Genomic DNA, 20,462 nt, shown 5'->3' with positions numbered 1-20,462 from the left:
GCCTTGCGTTCGTCGATGGAAACCTTTATTTCATGGTCTGAAATGCGTTCAAGCTGGGGACGGGAGGAATCCTCGGCTTTGAAGAAGCCGAGGATGGAGTACTCCATCGCGTCCAGCGAATCCGCCTTGAAGGGCGGCTGGTGCATGTCGAAGATTCGTTCGAAATTCTGCATCTGTTCTCTCTTTTCGCCGTAAAAGATACAAAAATGGAGGCGCCTCACTTGACAGCTTCTGCAATTCGCAAGCAATCGCAGCCGTTCCCGCCGTTTCGCTTTTGTTCGCTGTGCAAAACGCTGCAAGCGTTCCGCAGCATTAAGCCGCTAAACTGTCCGCCAAAGGCGCCAAATGGGCGTACGCGAAGCTGCACGCCTGCGGGGGGGGGGGCTAAAGTTGCGAAATTTCACTTTTTTCAAAAGTGTCACGAATTGACAGAATAAATTTTTATTTTTTCCGCTGCTCAAGTCGGGACGGAAAAAATCCCCTTCGATATCTATATCGCCCTCAAGCTCATTTTCTTTTTTTCGTCGCGCAGTCGCGTGAGTTGAGTATGAGGTTTTTATATATCAATATCTCCACAATAACGGAGTGAGTCCTACTCATACTCCTACTGTTGATTATTCTCCTATTACTACTACTGATATAATAGGCTTGCAAGTTTTTGTCGCGACTTGAACCCGTTTGTTATGCCTGGGTTCAAGCGTTTGCAAATCGTTGCGACTTGCAAAAGTTCCCACAAAAAAAGGCCCGAACAGGGCCAAAGGACTGCTTATGCCTAAGCTAAAGGAACACGGGGAAATTACCCTTGTTGGTCTTCAGAACTTTCATCTTTTAGACGCAGACTGCGAAGCCCGTTGCGTACGATTAGAGCGCATTCCTCGGGAGTCAGCACAACCTCGCCCCGAAACTCCGCAGCGTGACGAGTCTTTATCGCCTCCCAAAGTTCAGGAGTGAAAAGCTCGTCGATTCCCATGCCGATTTCCAGTAGCTTCTGGCAAATGTCGTAGCTGGGAGTCGCCTTGCCTTTCTTCCAAGCGGTGACGCTTGAGGCGTTGAGTCCCAGTTCGTCGGCCAGGGTGCTGGCCGTCTTGTTTGTTCTGTCAAGGTATTTTTCAACGTTCATGCCATAAATTTAATCAAAAATTGCACAGTATTCAATAATTTTTAAAAAATTTTTAAAAAATCCCTTGATTTTTTGCTTAGAATTGAATAGATTTTGAATGTAAGGCAAAAGAAATTGAAAAGTATGCAAAAGAAAATAAACGGTACGCAAAAAATTTGGCAGGTCGGCATAACGGCACGGGCGAAGCAGGCCCTGGAGCAGCTGGCCAGCGAGAACAAGCGAAAGGGTTTCCCGGCGAGCCAGGGACTCATTGCCTCAACCTTGATACTTAGGGCTTTTGAACATGGCGAATCCATATTGGGCTAAGGTTTCGTTCAGTGACTTTATCAAGCACTTCCGAAAAATGACGGATGAACAGATTATCGCCGACGTGAGGGATTCGATGGATGCACTTGAGGATGTTGACGGGACTGGCGACAGTTTCGGGGCGTTCATGGTGAAATGTTCCAGCGAGAGAATCCAGCAGCGGAGCGAGGTCAACAGGGCGAACGCCCTGGCTGGACACGAAAAACACGGACATGAGATTAGGAAAGTACAGCCGCCGCGATTGCCGACGACCGAGGAGCTTTACGACTTCTGCGCGGAAAAGCACCTCGACGACGCGCTGGGACGCGAATGGCTGGAGATTACGCTTTCCAGGGGAGGGAAAACCCGTGAGGGCATGACGATTATGAACTGGAAAGGGGCGGTCACGAACTACGTGGCGGCAAGGCTAAAAACCCTGTCGAAGGGACAACAAATGAACAACTACTAACAACAAAGGGAAACCAACAACTATGAATAACGCAATAGCTACACAATCCAATCCGCAGCAGGTCAACGACGCCCTGCTGCTTGACTACCTCACCGCGACGACGCCGGGTCTCAATGACCACCAGGTCAAGCAGTTCCTCGCGGTTTCCATGGCGTTCGGGCTGAACCCGTGGAAGAAAGAAGTTTATGCCGTCACGTACAACAATCGCGACGGCGGAAAGACGATGAGCATCGTCACGGGGTACGAAGTGTACCTCAAGCGTGCCGAGATGAACCCCAACTACGACGGCTACGAGACAGAATGGCGCGGCGAGTTCGTCAGGGGCAAGTCCACCAAGAGTGGCAAGAACGGCAACTACAGCGTGGATGCGCTTGTTCCCAAGGACGGGGACGTGAGCTGCATCTGCCGCGTTTTCCGCAAGGACAGGAAGGTTCCCGTCAAGTGCGAGGTGTTTTTCAGCGAGTACGACCAGGGCAATTCCATGTGGCAGAGCAAGCCCAGGGTCATGCTTGAGAAGGTCGCGATTGCGCGTGCGTTCCGCCTCGCTTTCCCCGTGGAGTTCGGCGGGATGCCCTATGAGAGCGCGGAGCTTTCGCCGGAACAGGGACTTGACCCTGAAAAGGAAATCAAGATTGAGGAAGCGGTGGAAAGGGCGGAAGCCCCGAAGCCGGAACAGCAGCCGCAGGAACATACGGGCGACCGCAAGGCGAAATTCATCGAGGTGTGCAACAAGATGATTCCCGCCGCGATTAAGGACACGCTCAAGGCGTACAACTGTCGCAGCCTGGAAGAACTGGGCCTTGACCAGATTGACGGATTCTACCGCGAGGCGAAGCGCGTGGAAGCCGGAATGATGCAGGAGGTGGAGTTCTAATGGAGGCGACGATGGAAACCGAAGAAGTGATGGAAGAAAAGAACCCCAACGCGCTCGTCCTTATCGACGAGGGAAAACAGTTCGCGGTCAAGACGGACTGCATGGACCCGGAGGCGCTTTTCCTTGACAAGAAGAACTTTGTCCCGATGCTCAACCAGGTCAAGAAGATTGCGCGTGGGCTGGTTGCCGACGTTCACACCGAGGAGGGGTTCAAGGCCCGCAAGGCGATGAACGCCAAGCTCGCGAAGCTCAAGACCGCCATCGAGGACAGGGGCGCACAGGTCGCCAAGGAACTCAAGGCGAAGCCCAAGCGCGTCGATGAAACGCGTAGGCTTGTGAAGGAAACGCTCGAAATGCTCCAGAAGGAGGTCTTGGCGCCCATCAGGGAAATCGAGGCGAGACAGCAGGAAATCGTCGAGATTTCCAACATTCCCGCGACGGCCATCGGCTGCAATTCCGAAGGGTGCAAGCAGGTGCTTGAGGCCATCGAAGCCCATGTTCACGACGCCAAGTACTGGGACGAAAGCTACCAGGAAGCGATGGACGCCATCAACGACGCGAGGCGCCAGGTCAACGGCATCCTCGCCAGCGCGGAGAAGCAGGAAGCGGAGAAAGCTGAACTGGAACGCTTGAGGGCGAGTCAGGCGGACTTTGAAAAGGCGGCGCGTGAGAAGGCGGAAGCCGAGAAGCGCGAAACGGAAGAAAAACTGCGCAAGGCGCAAGAAGAAGCGGAAACTGCAAAACGCGAGGCGGAAGCGGCCAAGCGCGAAGCTGCGGAAGCACAGAAATTGACCAATGTCGATTTCGGGGAAGCTGATGCCAAGGCGACACGCGAGGCGATGCTTTTCCCGGACGACGAACGCCAATACCGACGCATGGCGAATCGGGAAGCACTCGAAGACCTGATGAACTACGGACTTGACGAAGCCGCCGCGAAGCAGCTCGTTACGGACATAGTGCACGGGAAAGTGCGCCATGTGCGGTTTGTTTACTAAGAAAACTCGCAGCTTTTTCTAACCCAAGCTGCGGCGCTGCTGGTGCGCGAATCGCCAGCGTTCTTTCTTTGACTAACAGCAGTTAAGAAAATCAACAACCAATAAACATAAAGGAAAAAAAATGACATACGAAGCAAGAGGAAGGTTCGAGGAAACCTTCGCAAATGTACCGGGCGTAACCGTTTCGGAACTCAAGATTACCTGCGACGACCATGCACACGTTCTGCGCTGGATGGCAGCTGTCGTAAAGGAATGTACGGGCGTCGCACTTGAGGAACGGATAAAGTTCAGCGTCTATGAAAAGATTGACGACGAACGCGTGAACTCGAAGGAGTATTTCGTTTACGAGGGAGGCGAGAACGTCTCCTGGAACAAGGTGAAGATTTAGCCGACCGCTGCATGGTGCAGGCGGTGGCCTAGATGGATTGAATCGAAGATGGACAGACTGGAAAAGGAACTTGAACAGATAATCGTGATGGAAGATGCAGGGCTTAGCCTACGCTCGCTCTGTCGCATTTATAAGGAAACCGTGCTGGACGACGAGTCCATGAAGGACATTCCGCTTGAGGCGAAGCAGTTCGCCGTTGCGGAGAGCCTTACCAAGGGCTACTGCGGGATAGCACGGAAGTTCGGGTTTAATGATGAAAAGTTCATGTCTGGACTCATGTCAAACTTTATGCTGCCACTTGTGGCCGCGCTGCATTATATCGTCACCAGGAATGGTGAAAGGAGTACCGATGAAGATAATCGCTGATGAAGAATTTCTCGACCGTACCGAGGCTGGGAATTTTATCGGGATGGCGACATCCACTTTCGACAAGCTGTTGGCAAAAAGCCGTCACGGCAAGTTGGTCTATCCGCTGGAAGTTTACCAGCCGGGTGGACGCGGCACTCCGATGTGGTTTAGCAAGTCCAGGTTGAAGGAATGGCTCAACAATGTCATTTCCAGCGGCGGCATCGCCGTATGTGCGAGAAAGACGCACTTCACGATGGACGAATTTTAGGAAGATACCTCCTTGACGCACGAAGGCCCTGGCTCATGCCGGGGCCTTTTCTATTTTTTGTCGTGATGAAAAAGCGGCTGACATATTCCGATGTGCTTGAGTCCCAAACTTGCTTTGAATTTCAGATGAAGTTCAGCTGGGAGAATATGTTTATCCATATTTTCGGCGGATTCATGGGGCAGAAGGATGCAGATGGCCCTGACCTGGATATTGACCTTTCTCCCGAAAAACTGCTTGAAACGATGAAGAAGTCCGTCGAGACTGGCGAAGATTTACTGCTTCGCGTTGCTACTCCGCATATTGTCCCCGAAGGTGCTGTTGAATGATTGAAATTGAACACGCCCTGAGAAATTACCTGGTGAATCCAAACGACTTGGATTTGGGTTTCGCGATGGCTGCTTTGGCTCGAAAGACAAAAGCGCATTATCGCGAACTGGGAGGCAACCTAAAGAAGGAAGCAGTCACGCTCGGCAAGACTTTCGCGATTGATTTGAAAATCGGTAAATGGCCCGATGTTCTCGATGGAAAGTTTGAAGACAACTTTAAAACAAAAACCGTTTCCTTCTTGAAGAAGATAAACGGCGATGTGCATAAGGCTGCGGAGCTGATGCTCAAACAGTGCTTCGACACCGTTGAAAAGAATGTTAAGCGGTGAAATGAATGGAATAAGATGAAGATGGCTCGCTTTCGCGAGCCTGATTTATTTCTTATTGAGAGCCTTTTCCAGGTCGTCTTGCAGCAGGTGGCTGTAGGTGTCCAAGGTCTGGCGCACGTCTTCATGGCGCATCAACTGCTGAACGATTTTCGGGCCAACGCCTGAACGGATTAGGTTGGATGCGAATGAATGACGCCACTTGTGGTTCGTCGCGTCGTCGCTCTTATATCCCGCAGCTTCCACTGCAATTCGCAGCGTTTCGTTGCACCTGTCCGCATGGTCGAAACGGGCTGTCGCGAACATGCCGTCTTTCAGCTTGCCGTAGCGTTTGATTTCCGCCTTGAGGCGGTCGCTAATAGGGAGGAACGCTTCCTTGTCGCCCTTGCCGACGACGCGCATCTTTCCGTCCTCTTGGATGCACGACGGCCCGAATCGGCAAGCCTCCGCATGACGTAGGCCAGCGAAAGCCATGACCGACCAGAACAGTCTAAATTCCGGGTCGGGCGCGTTGTCGAGAATCCTTTCAATCTGTTCGGGAGTCCAGAACGCCTTGGCGCGTTTCGGAACCTTGGGGAACGCCACGTCGCGGAACGGGTTGTAGTCGCCCAGGTCGTAAATCTTAGCCGCCCACTGGCAGAACTGGCTTGTGCAGCGAACCATTTCGTGCTGGGACTTGGGAGCGTACCTTTCGGACAGCCACACCGCCCAGTTCGTCGCCTGTTCGGCATCGAAGCGCATGAGCGTCTTGATGCCGTTTGCGTCAAGCCATTCCCTGAATGTCTTGAGTCGGTACTTGTAAGCGAGGTGGGTCTTGGAGTCGTCGCCCTTGGACGCCGCGACAGAATCCAGGAACTTCGGGAGCGCCTCGTCGAAGCCTCTGTCCTTCGGCATGAGCTTGCGGCGGATTTCCTCGGGCATGAACCTGGCCGCGTTCATCATGTTCAGCCATTCCTGTGCGTCGCTCTTGCGCTTGGTTTTAAGGCTTATGTAGGAGAACTCGCCATCCTCAGCGATTCTCCCGTACCATGTAAGGTTGCCGCGGTACTTGTACCGCTGCGATATGCTGTAGCTTTTCATACAAACAAATCTACTAAAATTTGCCTAAAAGTCGGCTCACAAAAAGCTCACAAATGTCTCACATTATACCCGATTTTTGGCGGTTTCTCCCGTCTTTCGGGAAAAACCATTACAAGCGACGGAGAACCGCGACAGACAGTCCAAATCGCGCCGGAAGCCTTGATTTTACTGATGAAAAAGGCCCGGAGGCTTTTGCCTTCGGGCTTCCAATGGAGTACTTTCTGAAAATTTTTCGGGGCTGGGTTGATAGTCCGCTGCTCTAACCAATTGAGCTAAAGTCCCAGTTCGCCCAATATTAGCAAATATTTCGAAATCGTGCGGTCCCATTCGTAATGGAACCCGCTGTAGGCGTTGACTACGGCCTTGTCCCAGTCGGCGACTTCGTTGCGGTAGACGTGCAGCGCGTCCTTGAGGCGGCGCAGCATCTGGTGCGGGGCGTTCGCATCCTCGACGAGGAACGCGTTCGCGCAGCCGGCGGTTTCGGGGGCGTAGTCGTCGAGCATGGTCGCGACGCCGATGTTGCTGCCGGTGAGCGGGAGTGTCCCCGCGGCAAGCGCCTTGAGGATGATGGAGGTGGAGGGCTCGCGGAGGTTGGCCGCAAAGAGGATGTCGGATGCGGCGAGGACTTCACGGAGAGGTCCGGTGTTCTCGGCCCCCTTGGCAAGCGGCCACACGTGCAGGATGTCGGGGTACTGGTGCGCGAAGTCCTGGTAGTAGTTCCATTCGGGGGCGTCGGGATACATGCCGACGATGACGAACACGTCCTGCTTGGTGATGTCGGCGAGGATGGTGGCGAGCGTCTCGGAGGTCTTGCCGGCTTCTTCGTCGAGGTGGACGTAGAGGGCGAGCTTCGAGTCGAAGTCGATGTTCAACTTCTTTTGGAGGGCGAGCTTCGCCTTGTGCTTCGCTTCCTTGATGGGGAGGTTCTCTTCGCGGTTGAAGTCCCACACCTTGTAGCTCACGCCGAACTGCACCCCGATGAGCTTGTCGGCGTTGTAGTTCAGGAACCCGCTGAGTCCGCCGGGCAGGTTCGTGTTGAGCATGGCGTCCCGGTAGCCGGGCGAGGGGAACAGGACCTTCTCGGCGTAGCAGATGCCCGCCTTCAGGAGGCTCACCTTGCCCCAGAATTCGTAGCCGTCCATGTTGAAGTCTTGCGGGGGCAGTCCAATCTTCTCGATTTCACTCGCCGGGATATGGAAGTCGTAGGTGATGTTATGGACGTTGAAGAAGAAGGGGGTGTGGCCTGCGTAGTTCGTGTAGGTGGTGCGCGCTAGCGCTCCGACGAGGGCGCCGCCCCATTCGTGGCCGAGGATGGCGCTGCACTTGAAGCCGCTTTCTTCGGCATAGGCGAGGGTCGCCGACGCGAGGAAGGCGAACCGCAGGTGGTTGTCGCTATAGGGGAGGTCCTTGGGCGGGCCGTAGACGTAGGGGCGGCCGAAATATTCGTCGTTGTAGATGTAGGTGTGCAGGGGGTCGGATTCCGACTTCCAGATCTCGTAGGGCTTGCCCTGGAGGCGCTCGGTGCCCCGGAATACGCAGTGGTAGTCGGTCGTGTCCTGGAAGAGCCTCTTGTAGAAGGGGGAACAGGTGACGACGTTCACCCCGGCACGGGCGAAAGCGTCGGTCAGCCGGTTGACTGCCGTAGCGAGTGGGCTTGGCGTTTGCCAGTTGCCAGCTTCGGGGCTTACGACTAGGATTTCCATTCCCTGAACACCTCTCCAAATAAAAATTTACCATTAAAGGCAATATAAGACAAATTTATTTATTTAAATTACATTTTGTAAGACCCCCTTGCCTATAAGGGTGGGTAATCGGGTCATTTTTGAACTAAAATCCACGAGGTTTTGAAAAATGAAGAAACTCTTTCTTGCTGCTCTGGCCGTATCGGTCGCTTTCGCGCTGACCGGATGTAAGGGCGCCAACGAAAAGCGCGGTGACGAGCATCTGCAGGCCAACCGCTACAAGAACGCCATCAACCAGTACCTGGACGCCCTCAAGAAGGGTAAGGTTTCCGATGAGTTCTATGACAACTTTACCCTCGCCCTCGTGCGTGCCGCCAATGCGGAAGCCAAGGCCGACATCAACAGCAGCCTTTTGAGCGGCTACTTCGACCGTGCCGTTTCCAACGTGCCCAAGGTCACCAAGCCGGAAGTCATCGAAGAATTCGTGACAAGCTACGCGAACGTGGGCAAGGTCCAGGCCGCCCAGGAAGGTATCGACTACGGCACCATCCTTCAGGCATTCGCAAAAATCGATACCGCGCTTTCCGTGGCCAAGCGTACCAACACTGCCGAAGCTGCCGTGAAGACCATCCGTAACGAGGCCGAAAAGCTTTACGTTTCGAAGGCCCTCCCCGAAGCTAACGACGAAAGCGATCCGGTGGTCTGCGAATACATGCTCCTCCGCATTGCCGAAGTCGCTCCCGAAAATGCCGACGTGAAGGCGGCGCTCAACAAGAGTCGCAAGAGCACCCGTGGCTACTTCCTCATCTTCGGTGAAAACATTCCCGACCCGTCCGGCAAGCACCGCGTGGACAAGTGGGGCTACGTGATGGCCCTCCCGACCATCAAGATTACCCCGACCTCCCTGAGCGGCGAACTCCAGTTCTGGGCCTCGACCGGCAACAACACCGTGCTCGACCCGGAAAAGATTACGCTCGTCTCTACGGAAGGAAAGACCGTCACGGCCAAGGCTGGCACCGGCTGGTGCGAAGCCGAAGTGCTCGTGGGCAAGAAGGGCGACGAGAAGATCGAGAAGAAGCGCCAGAACCTGAAGAGCGGCGAAAAGGGCAAGCTGATGAACGAATTCCAGTGCGGCCTCAATGTCTCGTTCTCCTTCGAGAAGGGATTTGTCCCCGACTACATCCATTACAAGGATGACTTCGGCGAAGGCAAGAAGTTCCTCGGTCAGTAATCGACGACGCGACAGAAACTGCACAAGACCCCGGCTCCGCCGGGGTTTTTCATTGTACCGAAGGCGCCCGCGAAGCCCTCCCTAATCGTATCTTAGCGAGGGCCCACAGCAAAACGCAGGCTGCAACCGGGACGAGTATGTTCCACGGTCCGTGGTAGCGGATGCTCCCGGGAATATTCATCCAGATGTAGACGAACACGATGTGGGCGGTGTAGATGTCGATGCTGCAGCGGCCCATTGCGTTCGTGGGCCTGAAGTCCAGCAGGTTCGGCCACTTACGGACGATGGCGCAGATGCCGAGCATAAAGACAAAGAAGTTTGCGAAACGGAGCGGCCCCACGTGGACCTTGCTCGTGAACGCTTCTGCGGGAAGCGGGAGCGCGATAAACTGGTGCGACCACAGGAAGCAGAAAACGAGCGCTATGACGATGGCCGGCGAAAGTGAGCGGACCAGGGCGACGGTACGCGGGTGACCGGCGGATTCGTCCTTGCGTGCGAGCTTCCACCAGGCGGCGACGGCCGTTCCCGAAAAGTAGACGCATTGCCAGGCGAAGGGGTCGAAGTCCCCGTGGTGGATCCACTGCGGGAAGGCTGAATTGACCAGGTCGCGGAGCCCGAACTGCGCGGCAATCCAGACGGCAAGCGACGGAAGCCAGAGCGCGAAAACTTCGCGCTTGCGTTTTGCCTTCAGGAACAGCGGCATGGCGACGGGACCGAGCATGAGGAAGATGACATAGAGCGGCAGAACGTCGAGCCATTCGGGTGTGTTTACGAGCGTAAGGCTCCAGAAGCTACCTGCGACGGGGTGCCCGTAGATGGACTTGAACAGCGTGGCGGTCTGCGGCATTATGGCAAGCCCGGCGATGGCGAGGGCTGTAAGTGTTGCGATGTGGTAGCGCCAGGTCTTGAAGGCGCGGGCGAACATCCAGCGCTGGCCCGGGTCCTTTGCGCATTTGCTTGCGGCGGCGAGCAGCCCCACGAATCCGGAGAGGAAAAAAAAGCCTTCGGCCGCACTGAAGAAGCCGAAGCACTGGTAAAGGTAATAGGAGATGGGCCTTCCGAAATGGTCGAGGGTCATCTGCAGGAGCAGCAGGCCGCGGATGGAATCTAGAGCCCTTATCCTCACGGATTATCCCGTGGCGTTGCGCCTGCCGGAGGCTAGAAGCTCGCCTTTGCGCTGATACCCATCGCGAAGTCGGTCTCGATCTGGTCGGCGAAGTTGTAGCCGCCCCAGAATACGAGTTCGGTCTTCATTGTGGGATAGAGGTAGAGGTTCAGGCCGAGGTAATGGTAGTCGTCGTCCTCCTTTTCGAGGTCCTTGTTGTGGTATTCGTAGCCCACGCCCATGCTGAACTTCTTGTGGATGATGAAACTGGGTTCGATGGCGAACATCATCTGGTCTTCGGTGAAAATCTGCACGTCGGCATCGTAGCGGTCGTCGGCCAGGGCCACGAAGAAGCTAGCTCCCAGGTTGAAGAAGTCGTAGTTGAAGCTCGGTTCGACGAGGAAGGAGTGGACCCCCTTGCCCTTGTAGGGGTGGATTCCCCATACGGCGTAGACCCCGTAGTTCATGTTCTCGAGGCTCTTGGTGTAGTCGACTTCGAGACCGAACACGTAGGTGTGGCTGCGGCCCATGTCCTTGCCGAATACCCAGTCGACGCTCGGGGTGAGCACGAGGTGCTGGTCCACGTGGTTGACGAGCGGGTAGGAATAGGTGGCGAAGAGCGCCGCGGAATGTTCGTTGTTCTCGGAAGCGCCGAAGTAGACCTTGCCCGAGCCGTACTTTTCGTTGCCGACTTCGATACCGGCACCGCGCAGGTTCTGTTCGCGGACGATGACGGCGTAGCGGGCGGGGTCGCGCCAGTAGTAGTAGTTGAAGGCGCCTGCGCTATAGGTGAGGTCGCCGAACACGAGGCCGATGTCGTGGGTGATGTCCCAGCGGAGCTCGACACCGTCGAAATTGAACTCGGTGTACTTGCCGCCGTCGCCCATGGCGGTCGAGTGCGCGTAGAAGTGGCGCCTGGTTTCGGAGGCTTGGTAGTTGCCCAGGGTGTCCTGGTAGCTCGTGTGGGTGTTCGCTTTGACGGTCACAGAAACGTTCTCGTCCATGTTCGCCTTGGCGGAAAGGTCGATGTCCTGGTTTGCGGCGTTGATGGGGCTGAAATGCTCGTCGAAATAGCTACCGTAGTCAAAGTTGACGGATCCGTGCAGTTCGACATCAACGGCGAGCGCGAAGCTTGCGGACATGAGGGCGATGGGCAGAATGAGTTTGCGCATAAAATCCTTCTAAAAAAGTTTCTTGGCAAAAGATAGAAATATATCTTTGAAAAACCCAATGTCCAGAAGCCGTTTGTTTTGTATTTTTGTGGATATTTAGGAGCTTTATGAAATTTCGCAGATTCTTTTTTGCAATGGGTGTCCTTGCGTTCCTTTGTGCGCAGGCGTTCGCGCTGACCGCCGACGAGGCCATGGAAAAGTCGAAAACCTGGTTCAAGTCGGGCAAGGCGTGGAAACTCGAGTTCCAGGTGCAGATGTTCTATTCGGAATCTCCCGACATCGTAAGCCAGAAGGGAAAGCTTCTGGTGGCCGACGGGGACCGCTTCACGCTCGATGTCGCTGGAATCAAGTTCTATAGCGATGGCGAGAGCATGTGGCAGTACAACCCGGAACAGAAGCAGGTGCTCATCAAGGCGATTGAGGACCTGTCGTCGGCGTTCCACCCGTCGGAGCTCCTGTTCAAGTATCTTGGCTGCAAGGCGCGCGAGCTGAAGGAAGCCGAGTTCAACAAGCAGAAACTCTGGGTGCTGAAGCTCGACCCGTCCAAGTACGCGGGGCAGTTCGACCAGATGGAAGTCTGGCTTTCGCAGAAGGATTTTTCGCCGGTGAGGCTCTTTACGGTTGACCCGTCCGGGAACGCGACCTGGTACAACATTATGAACCTGAAGGTGGTGAAGCAGGTTTCGCCCGATGACTTCAGGTACAAGCCCGTAAAGGGCGTCGACGAAATCGACATGAGGTGATGATGGATGTGAACTTGTACAAGGCGCTGCGGCGTTCTCTTGCTGCCGTGACGCTGGCCTCGGCCGGTGCCCTCGCCGCAAACCAGACGCTTTTCAGCAACTGGACCTATTCTGTCGCTCCCGGCGGAACGGATGGCGCCCTGTGGGTGTTTTCCCGCGGAAACGTGAATAGCGGCGTGACGCTTCTGAGTCTCAAGGTGTCTGCTTCGGGACAGGTCCAGGTGGACGATGCCGTCCAGGATGCGGTCTCGGATTCCACGACGGCTGTCCAGGACGGAATCTTTATTGATGTCAATGCGGAACGCAGGCGCATCCCGGTCGCATCTGCCGGCAGGCTCGGGACCGTATTCCCGATGTATGGGCTCAAGCGCGACAGCAGCTTCCTTCAGCCGAAGGGGTTCATCTCGGTTCGCGGGATCGGGAACGTTGTCGAGACTCCGCTGGAACTTCCGGTAGCGGCGGAAGATGTCGAATCGGCGATGGACTATGCCGTGAGCGGGCTTGCCTTCGATTCCTCGAGTTCGACATTGTGGATTGCCCGCGGGATCCTGGGGCTTACGGGCTACAACATTTCGAAGGGGGCGAACGACCCGAAGGAGTTCCGGCTGATTTTTGACCGAGACTCCAAATCGCTCGATACGCTCAAACTGAATGCGACGAAGGATCTCTCGAAATATACGGAGGTGCTCGATGTCGCCATGGATAACGATGCGGGAGACTTGTGGCTTGCGACTTCGCGCGGACTCTGGAAAATGGCCCGTGACGGCAAGCTCTCGCTTGCTTCCAAAGCGCTCGATACCATGCGGGTGACGGGTGTCTGGGTCGGGGGCTCGCCGCTGCAGGTGATTGCGGAAACGCAGTCGAAGGGCAAGGATCCGGTCGTGGGTGCGCTCTGGCGCAAGAAGGCCGGCGCCTCCGGTGACTTTGCGAAGATCCCGTTCCTTGACCTTGACGGCAAGGCCCAGAAAAAGGATGTCTATGACAATGCCGACTACACGGTGAGCGACATCGCGTTTGTCGGAAGCATGGCGTTCGTTGGCGTCCGGACGGTGGGCGGCTCCGTTAGCGGGTTGCTGAAGCTCGATTCCCTTGGATTCCGGGCCTACGAAGTCGACGAGGACGAACTCGCCTGGCTTTACGGGTTCGAGATGGGCGTCACCGACCGTGACGTGGTTATCTGGTCGGTTACTTCGTTCCCGCTGGCGAAGGGGATGACGGGGCTTGCTGTCGCTGCGGACGGGAACGGCGTCTCCGTTTCGGCCGATACGGGCAAGACCTGGACTCCGGTCCTGAACCGAGCCAAGCTGGGCGGCGACCTGGGGACGGTGCGTATGGTGCCTTCGGTCATCACGGCGGGCTCGGAATCGCTTGTTTCGTACAAGGTAAGCAAGGACTCGAAGATTACCATCGAGGTGTTCAGCTACGACATGCGGAAGGTGCGCAAGATCGTGAAGTCGGCTCCGCGCTTTGCGGACAAGTCTCGCAGTACGAATGCGAGGGAAGACGTGTGGGACGGCCTTGACGACTACGGCAATCCCTGCACCATGGGCGTCTATTACGTGCGCGTGAAGGACAATCATGGGCATGTGGGCTGGGGCAAGGTCATGTCGCTCGGAGGGGGTCGCTGATGCTTATGCGTAAGATTTCCCTTGGTGCCTTGTTTGCCCTTGCCCTGTTTGCGTCTTCGGCTGTCGCTGGAGTCGTGGACAAGAAGGCTGCGCTTGGCGGCTACGACGGATTCGTGGAACGCATGGGGGCGGGAACCCGCGAACTCGGCCGCGGCAATACGGGTTCTGCGGATACATCTGCCATGCCCGGTGCCTATTGGAACCCGGCCATTCTCGGATTCCGGCAGAATTTCAATTACACGCTCAATGCAGAACGCCGCAGCCTGGACCGCACGGGCGGTTCGCTTGGACTTGAAACCTCCGTCGGAAACCGCATGGGGATTGGCTTTGCCATGCTCTACCGCGGCGATATCGATTTCGAGGTGATTGACGAGGATGACCAGACTCTTGGATCGGCGACCCCGTTCTTCTCGATGATGTATCTCGGGTTCTCCTTCAGGGCAACGCGTCGGGATGCCTTTGGCGTGTCGCTTTCGTTTGGCTACGACAACATGGACATCGCGGAGTATTATGATGACCTGGACATGACCGACGGGTTCACGAGTCCGATGGCGCTCAATTTCGGGTGGCTTCGCCAGTGGAACGAAAAGTGGTCGTCGTCCGTCGTCATCCGGAATATCAGCTTTAGCAAGAACCTTTCGGCGCGCTGGACTCGCAGCCCGAGTTCCGATAACCGCATCCCGTCGACGGAGGGCGTGCGCCCCAAGGTGCTGCAGGTAGGCCTTGGCTACCGTTCTAAAATCATGGGCAAGCCCGTGTATGCATGGATGGAAGCGCTTGACTACCAGGTGGCGGATACGCTTCTCGTGTTCGACCCGCAGCATCACGTGTGGACGGGCCGTGTGGGTTTCGAATGCGAAATCATTCCCGCGGGAACCGTGCGTATCGGCATGGATGATTTGAATGCGATGCTTGGCCTCGGATACAAGTTCGATGTGCGCATAGGCAAGAAACGCTACCTGTTCGACGTGAACTATGCCTTGACTTACGAATCTAGCGCCGGGCTCTTTAATCCGTTGAGTTTTGGCGTGAGGGGATTTATCCCGTGATAAGCTCGCTGTCGGTCCGGAACGTTCGAAGCCTGTCTGGAGGCGCTTCCGATTTTCGCGAGTTCGCCTTTTCGCATGGGGTGAACGTTATCCATGGGCCAAACGGCTGTGGCAAGACGACTGTGCTTGAGGCTGTGCACCTGCTTTTGCAGGGGTTCTCGTTTCGGGCGCGGGACCTGAAGGAACTGATTGCCTGGAATGCCGACGAGATGATTTTACGCGGGTCGTTCTATGACGAATCCCACGAATGGAACCGTGCATTGCAGGTGGGGAATACCGGAACGGTCGTAAAGGAAAACGGCTCGCCGCTTCGAACGGCGTCGTCTTTTTTCGGGAAGATGCCCGCGGTAATCATGCAGCCGTCCGATATCGAACTTTTGCGCGGTGCGCCCGAAGTGCGCAGGCGTTGGCTCGATGAAATCCTCTGCTTCCGTTCGGCGGCGAACGCAAGCGTGCTGCGCAACTACAAGCGCGTGCTTCAGCAGAGGAACCAGTGGCTCAGGCAGTTCAAGAAGGATGGAAATGCGGTCGGAGGCGAAGACCTTTTCCAGGTGCTGACGGGCCAGCTGGTGGAACTCGGGGCGAAACTCTGGTCGATACGGCTGGAACTTTCCAAGGAAATTTCTCCCATCATCACGGGTTACTACAGGCGCCTTTCCGGTGGTGTAGACGAGATTACCTGCGATTACAAGAGCTCGATTCTTAGGGAATTCGATGCGTCCGGAATCCCGAACGAAGATATGCTGAAGAATGCCTTCGCGGAAAAGCTTGCGGGGCTTGAACTTGTAGAAAAACTGCAGGGAATCACGATGTCGGGACCTCACAAGGATGATCTCGCGCTTTGCGCCTCGGGATACGAGATGCGTTCGGTGGGATCGCAGGGACAATGCCGTTCGGCGGCTATCGCCATGCGCTTTGCCGCGGTCGATGTTGCTTCCCGCTATCTAGCGAAGCCGGTCCTTTTGCTGGACGATATCTTCGCGGAACTCGACGTGAACCGCCGCGATGCGGTCGCCGCGCTTGTTCGCGAGAAGGATTGCCAGGTGCTGATTGCCACCCCGCAGTTCGAGGAACTGCCTTTTAAGGCGGATTCGGAAATTTCTTTAAGCGACTAGGGAGGAGTTCCTCCTCCCTAAGACCCTCCCTAAAACAAAAATAAAGGCCGCCTTGCAGCGGTCTTTGTTTTGAATTTGGAAAGGTTCGCGCGAACTTTTTTACTTCTTCAGCAGGTCACGGATTTCGGTGAGGAGCTTCTCTTCGGCGCTCGGCTCAGGAGGGGCCGGAGGAGCAGCCGGGGCTTCTTCCTTCTTGCGCATGTTCTGCATGAATCCGAGGAACTTCTTCATCACGATGAACACCACGATGGCGACGATGAGGAAGTCGATGATGCCGCCGATGAAGTTGCCGTACGGGATGGTCACGCCGTTAGCGGTGGTGTAGGCGAGAGCCTTGAGGCCTTCGCCCGCGTCCTTGCCACCGGCCATGGAGATGATGGCCGTGACACTCGGCATCACGATGTCGTTCACGAAGGAGGTGACGATTTTACCGAATGCGCCGCCGATGATAACACCGATGGCCATGTCGACGATGTTGCCCTTGAACGCGAAGGCCTTGAACTCTTCGAGAAGGGACGTTGCTTTACCTTTGATACCCATATGGGCTCCTTTGTTGATTGTTGTCTATTTTAAAAAATAGTATTGTGGCCCGTGTTGGCAACTCATTTTTCTAAATTTGGCGCGCTATGTCATGGTTGATTCTGGCTTTCGCCTCGGCTGTTTTTTTGGGCCTTTATGATCTTGCGAAGAAAAAATCGGTGCAGGACAATGCCGTCCGCCCGGTTCTCTGCCTCTGTAGCGCCTTTTACGCCCTCTTTATGCTCCCGGTCCTGTTCCTGGGGCACTGCGAACCCCTGTCGTTCCACGACCACCTGTTGCTGATGGCGAAGGCGGTCATCGTGGGCCTTAGCTGGCTCTTTACCTACAATGCTATCGCGCATATGCCGCTTTCGATTTCGACCACGATACGCGCCCTGGCCCCGCTCTTTACCATCATGATTGCGGTAGGCTTCATGGGCGAACGCCCCTTCCCGCTCCAGTGGGTGGGGATTGTCGTCTGCGTTTTTTCCTACATCGGGCTGAGCCTTGCGGGCAGGAAGGAGATGGGACATTTCTTCAGCAATGGCTGGGTGGTGTCGATGCTCATCGGGACGATCCTTGCCAGTTGCAGCGGGATCTACGACAAGTTTATCTTGCAGCGCATGAACTTCGAGCCGATGACGGTGCAGGTGTGGTTCAGTATCTACATGCTTGCGGTCCAGTTCATCACGACCGCCTTCACATGGTACCCGACCCGTAAAAAGACGACCCCGTTCCAGTTCCGCTGGAGCTTTATCGCTGTGGCAGCCCTGTTGATTGTTGCGGACCGCTGCTATTTCCTCGCCGTAAGCCACGAGGGCGCTCTCATTTCGATCATCACGGTGCTCAGGCGTTCGAGCGTGTTCATCAGCTTCCTGGCGGGAATTCTCATTTTCCGTGAAAGGAAGAGCAAGCTCAAGTTCGTTGCGCTTCTGGGCGTGGTGCTCGGGCTCTGCCTCATCTCCCTTGGCAAGGGTTAGAAAATTTTTTTATAATGCATGGCATGAAAAAGATTGGCATTACGGGTGGCATCGGTGCCGGGAAATCCTTCCTGGGCAAGATGCTTGTGGCGCGCGGGTTCCGCGTGCTCGATGCCGATATCGCCGTCCATGAACTCTATGCGCACGACAAGGACCTCCGCGACAAACTTGCAAAAGCATTCGGGAAGGAATGCCTAACGGAAGACGGAGTGGACCGGCGGTTCCTTTCGAATGTCGTATTCAAGGACGCACAGGCGCGTGAACGCCTCGAAAGCGTTGTCTATCCGTACTTGGCGCGAAAGGTTACGGATTTTTTCGGATCGCCTGCGGAATCCATGAACGAAAAATATCGGTTCGTGGAGGCGGCTGTCCTTTCTCGTGCGCCTGCGATAGTCGAAATGCTCGATGAAGTCTGGATTGTGGAGGCTGCCGAGGAGATTCGCCTGGAAAGGCTCGCGACCCGCGGAATGACGCGTGAAGAAGCCTTGCGCCGCATAGACAATCAGCGCGGGCTTTTTGAACCCGCGCGGTTTAATGGCAAAGTTGTCCGCATTATTGAGGACAAAAGCGTTATCGATTCCCTTTTGAAATAGCGCCTTTTAGATTGAAGTAGCGGATGCTGCCGTCGCGTAGGGCCTTTTCGACTTGGACGGCTCCGTTCTTGAATATAAGCCTGTTTCCTGAGGCGCGAATCTTGGCGCCCGGCTTCGTGACGGCGATGGCGTCGAGGTCGTAGGGCTCGGGCTTGGAGGCTCCGACTTCGTAAACCTTGCCTGTTGCGGCAATCGCCTGCAGGGATCCTGCGAGGTAGGCGAAGGGGGCGTTCCAGTTGATGGCCACTTCGTTTGTCGCGTAGCTGCAGGAATTGTCGTAGTAGGATTTTGCAGGCGCGTCGGCTTCGATGTGGCTCTTGGCGCAGTCGTTTGCAGAGGAATTCGGACCGCCCACGAGCATCCCGGGGACAGGCATTTCGACCGTATCGCCCTCGCTCGGACGGTGGTGCGGGTGCAAGACCTGATTTACGCCCCATCCCGTGAGGTACGAAATATCGAGCGGGTTTCTGCCGAGGAGGTAGTCGAGGAGTCCCTGTGCCGCGTCGAGGTATTTCTTTTCCTTGCTCAGGATGTAGGCATGGATGAGCACCATTCCCTTGTTCGCCACGGCGCTGTTGGAACCCCAGTAGAAGTCCGCATTGTCGATGGCAAGGCCGTAGCCGTTGTCGGGCATGTCGATATAGCTGTCGGCAAGCGTGAAAATTAGGTTCCTCGAAGAATCTACCTCCGCTTCGCCAAAGAGGTGCGGATTCGTGGCGATGGTGAATGCGGCGAGCGCATATACGGTCTGCCAGGCGGGTAGCTTGCTGCGCTGCTTCGAAATGGGGTTGCGGAGGACTTCTTCGAGAAATTCCGGCTTGCCGGTAATCCGGAAAAGTTCGGCCGACCCCCAGATTTTTTCGTCGATCGCGTTGCCGTCGCTGTAGGTGCCTGTTCCCACGTCGCTAGGCTGGGAATAGTAGGCGCGCGGATTTTCCCTGGCCCACCAGCGCGCATCGGCGGCGGCCTGGGCGCACTTTGCGGCAAATTCGGGATCGAAGGGCTTGTAGATGTCGGCTGCGAGCGCGGTTACGCCTACGAAATCCCAAGTCGCAGTGACGCTCTTGCCGATGGCATAGCGCTGCTTGACCACTTTTTCGGGGAGCACCATGCCGGCGAACTGCTTCGTGGTAAGCTTGTGGAATACGCCTCCGTCGCTGTCCTGCATCGTAAGCATCCATTCAATATTCCAGCGGATTTCGTCGAGGATGTCGGGAACGTCGTTCTTGCTTTCGGGGATGTTCAGGTTCAGGGTGTCGAAATAGTCTTTGTTATGCTGGTAGAGTTGCAGCAGGGTGTAGGTGGAAATGCCGGAGTTCACGACGTACTTGCCGTAGTCGCCTGCATCGTACCATCCTTTGGCTCCGTTGAATGTGGAGGTGAGGTCCGTCCGCCCGGTAGAAGGGTGGTACATGACTGCCGTATCCGGGGTTCCCATGGCACGTGCGTACTTGCCTGCGAATTCTTCGGTGAGCTCTGTGGAGGAACGCTGGAAGTAGAAAAACTTGAGCGAAGCCTTGGTGACGCCTTCCAGGGCGTTGTCGCTGATGATAATCGGGTGCCCGATTGCTTCTCCGTCGAGATAGGCCTGGTAGGTTCCCGGCGTCGTGAGTTCGGAGAAGTTTACGAGGGAGGCCTCTTCGTTGGCGCTTTCCCATAGGATGGCGTCGGGTGCGGTCACGGTCAATGCGGTTTTCCCGTCCGCATCCTTGAAGATGATTTCTTTGCCTGCGGCATCCGTGACGGCGATGTGCTTGGGGCCGTTGGTCAAGAAGCCGACCTGGTTCTGGTAGGCCGTTGCTGCGAAAGCCGTTGTTGCGGCAAGCATCGAAGTGAGAAAAATTTTATTTGAATCCATACATCCATACCTTGGTTTGTCCTAAAATTAAATCCCTCTCGAAGTGCAGGGAATGTTTTGCTCGAGCAAAAGTGTTTTCGCTTGAAAACAAAATGAGTTTTGTTTACGGGGGTGTCCGGAAAGTGTTGAAATGTATTGTAAGGGCCCTTGCGATTTGAAGAAAAATGTTATAGGAAACTCTCTTTTTTGCAAAATTTTGGGGAATTGTGGACATCTTATCCATGCAAACTCCTTTATTAGGGTGAAAAATCGGGCTTTTAGGGGGTATTTTTGGGTAAGGGATGATATTGTTGGTGTAAAAACGGGAA

Annotated in this window: 23 protein-coding genes; 16 read left to right on the top strand and 7 right to left on the bottom strand. The window is 55.5% G+C overall.

The window, feature by feature from the left end:
* Positions 1–796: 796 nt before the first annotated feature.
* Positions 797–1,120: a helix-turn-helix transcriptional regulator gene (locus B4B27_RS10015; protein ID WP_073324052.1), complete on the bottom strand. Its 324-nt coding sequence runs from the start codon at positions 1,118–1,120 to the stop codon at positions 797–799.
* Between the two features lie 123 nt (positions 1,121–1,243).
* Here B4B27_RS10015 and B4B27_RS10010 point away from each other — a divergent pair, with 123 nt between their 5' ends.
* From B4B27_RS10010 to B4B27_RS09970, 9 genes are all read left to right on the top strand, one after another.
* Positions 1,244–1,426, top strand: coding sequence for a hypothetical protein (locus tag B4B27_RS10010; protein WP_073324054.1), 183 nt, complete (start codon positions 1,244–1,246; stop codon positions 1,424–1,426).
* On the top strand, positions 1,404–1,874 hold the full coding sequence (locus B4B27_RS10005) for a hypothetical protein (RefSeq protein ID WP_074207732.1): 471 nt from the start codon (positions 1,404–1,406) through the stop codon (positions 1,872–1,874). The genes B4B27_RS10010 and B4B27_RS10005 overlap by 23 nt, the downstream gene beginning before the upstream one ends.
* Positions 1,875–1,896: 22 nt before the next feature.
* Positions 1,897–2,748, top strand: coding sequence for a phage recombination protein Bet (bet, locus tag B4B27_RS10000; protein ID WP_073324057.1), 852 nt, complete (start codon positions 1,897–1,899; stop codon positions 2,746–2,748).
* An 11-nt stretch (positions 2,749–2,759) separates the two neighbouring features.
* Positions 2,760–3,743, top strand: coding sequence for a hypothetical protein (locus tag B4B27_RS09995; protein WP_139261248.1), 984 nt, complete (start codon positions 2,760–2,762; stop codon positions 3,741–3,743).
* A 121-nt stretch (positions 3,744–3,864) separates the two neighbouring features.
* The gene (locus B4B27_RS09990) at positions 3,865–4,131 is read left to right on the top strand and encodes a hypothetical protein (RefSeq protein WP_073324061.1); all 267 of its coding nucleotides are present in this window, start codon (positions 3,865–3,867) and stop codon (positions 4,129–4,131) included.
* Between the two features lie 48 nt (positions 4,132–4,179).
* Positions 4,180–4,497 carry a hypothetical protein gene (locus B4B27_RS09985; protein ID WP_073324063.1) on the top strand — a complete coding sequence of 106 codons (318 nt, stop codon included), beginning with the start codon at positions 4,180–4,182 and terminating at the stop codon, positions 4,495–4,497.
* Positions 4,481–4,747, top strand: coding sequence for a hypothetical protein (locus B4B27_RS09980; protein ID WP_073324065.1), 267 nt, complete (start codon positions 4,481–4,483; stop codon positions 4,745–4,747). The genes B4B27_RS09985 and B4B27_RS09980 overlap by 17 nt, the downstream gene beginning before the upstream one ends.
* 65 nt (positions 4,748–4,812) lie before the next feature.
* The gene (locus B4B27_RS09975; RefSeq protein WP_141225542.1) at positions 4,813–5,073 is read left to right on the top strand and encodes a hypothetical protein; all 261 of its coding nucleotides are present in this window, start codon (positions 4,813–4,815) and stop codon (positions 5,071–5,073) included.
* A complete protein-coding gene (locus B4B27_RS09970) occupies positions 5,070–5,402 on the top strand; it encodes a hypothetical protein (protein WP_088656778.1) in 333 nt (110 codons plus the stop codon). Before B4B27_RS09975 ends, B4B27_RS09970 begins: the two co-directional genes overlap by 4 nt.
* 45 nt (positions 5,403–5,447) lie before the next feature.
* Here the strand turns inward: B4B27_RS09970 and B4B27_RS09965 are convergent, their stop codons facing one another.
* Positions 5,448–6,479 carry a tyrosine-type recombinase/integrase gene (locus tag B4B27_RS09965; protein WP_173371514.1) on the bottom strand — a complete coding sequence of 344 codons (1,032 nt, stop codon included), beginning with the start codon at positions 6,477–6,479 and terminating at the stop codon, positions 5,448–5,450.
* 272 nt (positions 6,480–6,751) lie between these two features.
* Entirely contained in the window at positions 6,752–8,182 is a 1,431-nt protein-coding gene (locus tag B4B27_RS09960; protein ID WP_290726155.1) for a glycogen synthase, read from the bottom strand.
* A gap of 148 nt (positions 8,183–8,330) precedes the next feature.
* Between B4B27_RS09960 and B4B27_RS09955 the strand changes: the two genes are divergently transcribed.
* A complete protein-coding gene (locus tag B4B27_RS09955; RefSeq protein ID WP_290726153.1) occupies positions 8,331–9,392 on the top strand; it encodes a hypothetical protein in 1,062 nt (353 codons plus the stop codon).
* Between the two features lie 49 nt (positions 9,393–9,441).
* On the opposite strand, the gene opgC is transcribed toward B4B27_RS09955, so the two are convergent.
* Together opgC and B4B27_RS09945 are read right to left on the bottom strand one after the other, a co-directional pair.
* Positions 9,442–10,518 carry an OpgC domain-containing protein gene (gene opgC / locus B4B27_RS09950; protein ID WP_290726151.1) on the bottom strand — a complete coding sequence of 359 codons (1,077 nt, stop codon included), beginning with the start codon at positions 10,516–10,518 and terminating at the stop codon, positions 9,442–9,444.
* 32 nt (positions 10,519–10,550) lie between these two features.
* Positions 10,551–11,669, bottom strand: a complete 1,119-nt coding sequence (locus tag B4B27_RS09945) for a hypothetical protein (RefSeq protein WP_173366032.1) — start codon at positions 11,667–11,669, stop codon at positions 10,551–10,553.
* A 107-nt stretch (positions 11,670–11,776) separates the two neighbouring features.
* Between B4B27_RS09945 and B4B27_RS09940 the strand changes: the two genes are divergently transcribed.
* Genes B4B27_RS09940 through recF form a run of 4 tightly spaced genes read left to right on the top strand, consistent with a single transcriptional unit; the run spans position 11,777 to position 16,204 of the window.
* Positions 11,777–12,412 carry a LolA family protein gene (locus tag B4B27_RS09940; RefSeq protein ID WP_290726150.1) on the top strand — a complete coding sequence of 212 codons (636 nt, stop codon included), beginning with the start codon at positions 11,777–11,779 and terminating at the stop codon, positions 12,410–12,412.
* A gap of 2 nt (positions 12,413–12,414) precedes the next feature.
* Positions 12,415–14,040: a hypothetical protein gene (locus tag B4B27_RS09935; RefSeq protein ID WP_290726148.1), complete on the top strand. Its 1,626-nt coding sequence runs from the start codon at positions 12,415–12,417 to the stop codon at positions 14,038–14,040.
* The gene (locus tag B4B27_RS09930) at positions 14,040–15,089 is read left to right on the top strand and encodes a hypothetical protein (protein WP_173366034.1); all 1,050 of its coding nucleotides are present in this window, start codon (positions 14,040–14,042) and stop codon (positions 15,087–15,089) included. The genes B4B27_RS09935 and B4B27_RS09930 overlap by 1 nt, the downstream gene beginning before the upstream one ends.
* Positions 15,086–16,204 carry a DNA replication/repair protein RecF gene (recF, locus tag B4B27_RS09925; RefSeq protein ID WP_290726146.1) on the top strand — a complete coding sequence of 373 codons (1,119 nt, stop codon included), beginning with the start codon at positions 15,086–15,088 and terminating at the stop codon, positions 16,202–16,204. The genes B4B27_RS09930 and recF overlap by 4 nt, the downstream gene beginning before the upstream one ends.
* Before the next feature lie 99 nt (positions 16,205–16,303).
* On the opposite strand, the gene mscL is transcribed toward recF, so the two are convergent.
* Positions 16,304–16,744: a large-conductance mechanosensitive channel protein MscL gene (gene mscL, locus B4B27_RS09920; RefSeq protein WP_290726144.1), complete on the bottom strand. Its 441-nt coding sequence runs from the start codon at positions 16,742–16,744 to the stop codon at positions 16,304–16,306.
* An 86-nt stretch (positions 16,745–16,830) separates the two neighbouring features.
* Between mscL and B4B27_RS09915 the strand changes: the two genes are divergently transcribed.
* Both B4B27_RS09915 and coaE read left to right on the top strand, forming a co-directional pair.
* Positions 16,831–17,703, top strand: a complete 873-nt coding sequence (locus tag B4B27_RS09915) for a DMT family transporter (protein WP_290726142.1) — start codon at positions 16,831–16,833, stop codon at positions 17,701–17,703.
* Between the two features lie 23 nt (positions 17,704–17,726).
* On the top strand, positions 17,727–18,296 hold the full coding sequence (gene coaE, locus B4B27_RS09910; protein WP_290726140.1) for a dephospho-CoA kinase: 570 nt from the start codon (positions 17,727–17,729) through the stop codon (positions 18,294–18,296).
* Here the strand turns inward: coaE and B4B27_RS09905 are convergent.
* Positions 18,274–20,154 (bottom strand): glycoside hydrolase family 9 protein, encoded by a 1,881-nt coding sequence (locus B4B27_RS09905; protein WP_290726138.1) that lies wholly within the window; start codon positions 20,152–20,154, stop codon positions 18,274–18,276. The two genes, coaE and B4B27_RS09905, sit on opposite strands and share 23 nt — an antisense overlap.
* Between the last annotated feature and the right edge of the window lie 308 nt (positions 20,155–20,462).

The organism is Fibrobacter sp. UBA2449 (assembly GCF_002342555.1).
Classification (GTDB): Bacteria; Fibrobacterota; Fibrobacteria; order Fibrobacterales; family Fibrobacteraceae; genus Fibrobacter.
Note: the sequence above shows the minus strand (reverse complement) of the source record. Positions and strands in the feature narration are given on the sequence as shown.

What these genes read in the sequence shown, in the direction of transcription:
- B4B27_RS09930 (WP_173366034.1), top strand. Translation starts at nt 14,040, where the DNA reads ATGCTTATGCGTAAGATTTCCCTTGGTGCCTTGTTTGCCCTTGCCCTG.
- B4B27_RS09955 (WP_290726153.1), top strand. Translation starts at nt 8,331, where the DNA reads ATGAAGAAACTCTTTCTTGCTGCTCTGGCCGTATCGGTCGCTTTCGCG.
- B4B27_RS09965 (WP_173371514.1), bottom strand. Translation starts at nt 6,479, where the DNA reads ATGAAAAGCTACAGCATATCGCAGCGGTACAAGTACCGCGGCAACCTT.
- B4B27_RS09935 (WP_290726148.1), top strand. Translation starts at nt 12,415, where the DNA reads ATGGATGTGAACTTGTACAAGGCGCTGCGGCGTTCTCTTGCTGCCGTG.
- B4B27_RS09940 (WP_290726150.1), top strand. Translation starts at nt 11,777, where the DNA reads ATGAAATTTCGCAGATTCTTTTTTGCAATGGGTGTCCTTGCGTTCCTT.
- coaE (WP_290726140.1), top strand. Translation starts at nt 17,727, where the DNA reads ATGAAAAAGATTGGCATTACGGGTGGCATCGGTGCCGGGAAATCCTTC.
- mscL (WP_290726144.1), bottom strand. Translation starts at nt 16,744, where the DNA reads ATGGGTATCAAAGGTAAAGCAACGTCCCTTCTCGAAGAGTTCAAGGCC.
- B4B27_RS09945 (WP_173366032.1), bottom strand. Translation starts at nt 11,669, where the DNA reads ATGCGCAAACTCATTCTGCCCATCGCCCTCATGTCCGCAAGCTTCGCG.
- B4B27_RS09960 (WP_290726155.1), bottom strand. Translation starts at nt 8,182, where the DNA reads ATGGAAATCCTAGTCGTAAGCCCCGAAGCTGGCAACTGGCAAACGCCA.
- B4B27_RS10010 (WP_073324054.1), top strand. Translation starts at nt 1,244, where the DNA reads ATGCAAAAGAAAATAAACGGTACGCAAAAAATTTGGCAGGTCGGCATA.
- B4B27_RS09970 (WP_088656778.1), top strand. Translation starts at nt 5,070, where the DNA reads ATGATTGAAATTGAACACGCCCTGAGAAATTACCTGGTGAATCCAAAC.
- B4B27_RS10015 (WP_073324052.1), bottom strand. Translation starts at nt 1,120, where the DNA reads ATGAACGTTGAAAAATACCTTGACAGAACAAACAAGACGGCCAGCACC.
- B4B27_RS09980 (WP_073324065.1), top strand. Translation starts at nt 4,481, where the DNA reads ATGAAGATAATCGCTGATGAAGAATTTCTCGACCGTACCGAGGCTGGG.
- B4B27_RS09905 (WP_290726138.1), bottom strand. Translation starts at nt 20,154, where the DNA reads ATGGATTCAAATAAAATTTTTCTCACTTCGATGCTTGCCGCAACAACG.
- bet (WP_073324057.1), top strand. Translation starts at nt 1,897, where the DNA reads ATGAATAACGCAATAGCTACACAATCCAATCCGCAGCAGGTCAACGAC.
- B4B27_RS09990 (WP_073324061.1), top strand. Translation starts at nt 3,865, where the DNA reads ATGACATACGAAGCAAGAGGAAGGTTCGAGGAAACCTTCGCAAATGTA.
- B4B27_RS09995 (WP_139261248.1), top strand. Translation starts at nt 2,760, where the DNA reads ATGGAAACCGAAGAAGTGATGGAAGAAAAGAACCCCAACGCGCTCGTC.
- B4B27_RS09915 (WP_290726142.1), top strand. Translation starts at nt 16,831, where the DNA reads ATGTCATGGTTGATTCTGGCTTTCGCCTCGGCTGTTTTTTTGGGCCTT.
- B4B27_RS10005 (WP_074207732.1), top strand. Translation starts at nt 1,404, where the DNA reads ATGGCGAATCCATATTGGGCTAAGGTTTCGTTCAGTGACTTTATCAAG.
- B4B27_RS09985 (WP_073324063.1), top strand. Translation starts at nt 4,180, where the DNA reads ATGGACAGACTGGAAAAGGAACTTGAACAGATAATCGTGATGGAAGAT.
- B4B27_RS09975 (WP_141225542.1), top strand. Translation starts at nt 4,813, where the DNA reads ATGAAAAAGCGGCTGACATATTCCGATGTGCTTGAGTCCCAAACTTGC.